Source organism: Streptomyces sp. x-19 (assembly GCF_046549115.1).
GTDB lineage: Bacteria > Actinomycetota > Actinomycetes > Streptomycetales > Streptomycetaceae > Streptomyces > Streptomyces albulus_C.
This window is the reverse complement of sequence record NZ_JAJPWK010000082.1, coordinates 1-2,550: the sequence shown is the minus strand read 5'-3', so window position 1 is coordinate 2,550 and position 2,550 is coordinate 1. Positions and strand designations below refer to the sequence as shown.

6 protein-coding genes are annotated in these 2,550 nt (G+C 72.5%); all 6 read left to right on the top strand.

What is annotated here, in order from left to right; genetic code table 11:
* The first annotated feature begins 47 nt into the window (after positions 1-47).
* Positions 48-422, top strand: coding sequence for a hypothetical protein (locus ACLJT4_RS42250; RefSeq protein WP_411130477.1), 375 nt, complete (start codon positions 48-50; stop codon positions 420-422).
* Positions 419-1,357 carry a DUF2637 domain-containing protein gene (locus ACLJT4_RS42245; protein WP_411130475.1) on the top strand — a complete coding sequence of 313 codons (939 nt, stop codon included), beginning with the start codon at positions 419-421 and terminating at the stop codon, positions 1,355-1,357. The genes ACLJT4_RS42250 and ACLJT4_RS42245 overlap by 4 nt, the downstream gene beginning before the upstream one ends.
* A gap of 9 nt (positions 1,358-1,366) precedes the next feature.
* Positions 1,367-1,654: a hypothetical protein gene (locus tag ACLJT4_RS42240; RefSeq protein ID WP_411130474.1), complete on the top strand. Its 288-nt coding sequence runs from the start codon at positions 1,367-1,369 to the stop codon at positions 1,652-1,654.
* Positions 1,654-2,025, top strand: coding sequence for an RRQRL motif-containing zinc-binding protein (locus ACLJT4_RS42235; protein WP_411130472.1), 372 nt, complete (start codon positions 1,654-1,656; stop codon positions 2,023-2,025). The genes ACLJT4_RS42240 and ACLJT4_RS42235 overlap by 1 nt, the downstream gene beginning before the upstream one ends.
* A 10-nt stretch (positions 2,026-2,035) precedes the next feature.
* Positions 2,036-2,350 (top strand): hypothetical protein, encoded by a 315-nt coding sequence (locus tag ACLJT4_RS42230; protein WP_411130471.1) that lies wholly within the window; start codon positions 2,036-2,038, stop codon positions 2,348-2,350.
* 9 nt (positions 2,351-2,359) lie between these two features.
* On the top strand, positions 2,360-2,550 hold a 191-nt coding region (locus ACLJT4_RS42225), incomplete at its 3' end, for a hypothetical protein (protein WP_411130470.1).

The window sequence follows — 2,550 nt, the reverse complement described above, 5'->3', positions numbered from 1 at the left end:
TTGCTGGCCGCCCTGGACGTACAGCCCGCAGGGACGGGAGAGGCAGCATGAGCGAGTCCCTGAGCCCCGCCGAGCAGCTGCAGGCCGCCTCCGAGGCAGTGCGCCAACACAACCACGGCGCCATGGCCGGCGGGTACGACAGCACGCCCGAGGCCAGCCGCGCCGCGGTCGCCCTGGTGGAGATGTGTGCGCGGTTGCAGCAGGCGATCGACCACATCGAGGGCCGCGTGCTGCGCGACCTGGCCGCCGGACGGCTCGCCCCGGACGACGGGACCGCACCCGGCATTCACGCCTACGGCGCCCAGGCCGCGCTCGTCGACGCGGACGTCGCCCTGACCGAACTGCGCGGCTATCTCCAGGAGGCCAGCGGCCACTTGTGGCACTTGGGCATGGTCTACGAGCCCGAGGAGACCGAGGCATGAGCGACGCAACCGCCGCCGCCGACGTCGGTTCCTCACCCCACGTCGACGGCCGGTCGACGGGCGTCAAAGAGCGTTCGACGCCCGTCGACATCGGCTACATCATCGCCATCCTCGCGGGCGCGTTGACGGTCGTCCTCACGGCGGCGGCGTTCTGGCTCTCCTACGAGCACCTGCACGACGTCGCCGCCCGTCACGGCATGGCCGACGCGACCGCGAGGTCCTGGGCCTGGCCCGCGACGGTCGACCTGTTCATCGTCATCGGCGAACTGCTCATCCTGCGCGCCTCCCTGGCCCAGCGGGTCGACGTGTGGGCCATCGTCCTGGCAGCCGCCGGGTCCGGCGGCTCCATCGCCCTGAACGTGGCCGGCGTCGGCGAGCACGCCCAGGGCCTCGACTACGTCGTCGCCGCCGTCCCACCCGTCGCCGCGCTCCTCGCGTTCGGCGCACTGATGCGGCAAGTCCACTCCTACCTCGCCGCCCGCATCACCACCCCCGTCAACACCACCGCCGAACCCGTCGACACCCCCTCGACGCCCGTCGACGACACCACCACCGCGGTCACCGGGCCGGTCGTCGACCCGGCTCCGACACTCGACAGGTCGGTGCCCGAACCGGCGCTGCCGGCAGAGTCCGTCGATGCCCCGTCGATGGGCGTCGGCCCCGCCCCGGAGCCCCTCGACGGCCCGGCCGGCGGCGTCGAGGCGGCGTCGACGGCCGTCGACCTGTGCATGCCGGTGATCTACCCCAACCGCGTCGACCAACTGATCCGCGCCCTGTACGGCACGGACTTCACCCAGCCGAGCAGCGCCCGGATGACCGGCGCCATGGCCACCGTCGGCCTCGGCTCCTCCGAGTCCACCGCACGCACCGCACGCAGCCGGGTCCGCACCCGCGAGCCCTACCTCGCCGCCTTCCCCACCGCCATCGCCAGCTAGGAGACCCACATGAGCATCATCGCCAGCACCCAGGCCGCATGGCCGGAGGGTGTTATCGCGCGCTACCTCACCGTCGCCAACGCCGTCATCGACCTCCGCTACGACAGCGGCCTGCTGCGGGCTACCTGCGGAGGTGAGCGGTGCCCGTGGCAGGACCACGAGGACCCCGAGACGTTCTACACCGACTCCGTCGCCGAGAAGGAGCGGAAGATCGACGAGGTGCTGCCGGACCTTCAGTCGCGCGCCCAGGCCCACGCCGAAAGGTGCCGCGCCATGCCCCGCCCCGACCGTCGCTGATGCCCGGCCCGCGGTTCTGGGACCCCGACGGGGCCCGCTACGGCATCCCCACCTACCCCTACCGCCTCGCCCCCGACGGGCTGGCCACCCGCCGACAGCTCCGCGCGGCGGGCCTGCGGCCCGGCGGCCAGCCCGTCGCCGCACAGATCCTGTGGCACTCCCGCCACCGCGGGGTGCGGGCCGCCTACCTCTACCGCCTCGACCTCGCCCGGCCGGTCCGGCCGATGACCCCGGCCCGATGGGCAGCCGTCGCCAAGGCCCTGGCCGCCCGCCGGTGGTGCCCCTGCTGCCGGCGGGACGCGGGCTACACCCTCCCCACCTCGCTCGGTACCTGTTTGACCTGCGCGGAGTCCCCCGCGCTCGCCGCCTGAACGGAGACCCATGTCCCGTACGACTGTCTCTCGGCTCGTCGTCACCGTCAGCGCTGTGCTGGGGGTGGCCAACGCCGTCTCCATCGGTACCAAGTTGGCCTCCTACGGCGTGCCGCTGTCGCTGATCGTCGCCTGTGCGCTGGCCTGTCTCGCCACGACCGTCTGGGTCGTCGGCACCGTGGTCGACCGCTTCGGCACGACCACGTACCGCTGCTCCGACCCGGACTGCTCCTTCACGGTCCGCGTCAAGTACGTCGACGCCGCGGAGAACCGCCGCTGGCAGGAGACCACCGCCGAGCACCCCGCCCACCTCTACCGCCACTGAGGAGCCCGCATGTCCTCCAAGCACACCGCTACCGCTGACGACTTCTGCGACGACGTCGTTCCGGACAGGCGCATGGTGGCCTTCCACTACGTCATGACCGGCCAGACCCACACCGGGCAGCTGGGCACGGTCATGGGCGTCGTCGAGATGCCCCGCTCCACGGCGACCCGGGCGGCCGGCTTCCTCTACGCCATGGAGTT

Coding starts and splice junctions, on each gene's coding strand:
- ACLJT4_RS42235 (WP_411130472.1), top strand. CDS start 1,654: ATGCCCGGCCCGCGGTTCTGGGACCCCGACGGGGCCCGCTACGGCATC.
- ACLJT4_RS42245 (WP_411130475.1), top strand. CDS start 419: ATGAGCGACGCAACCGCCGCCGCCGACGTCGGTTCCTCACCCCACGTC.
- ACLJT4_RS42230 (WP_411130471.1), top strand. CDS start 2,036: ATGTCCCGTACGACTGTCTCTCGGCTCGTCGTCACCGTCAGCGCTGTG.
- ACLJT4_RS42250 (WP_411130477.1), top strand. CDS start 48: ATGAGCGAGTCCCTGAGCCCCGCCGAGCAGCTGCAGGCCGCCTCCGAG.
- ACLJT4_RS42240 (WP_411130474.1), top strand. CDS start 1,367: ATGAGCATCATCGCCAGCACCCAGGCCGCATGGCCGGAGGGTGTTATC.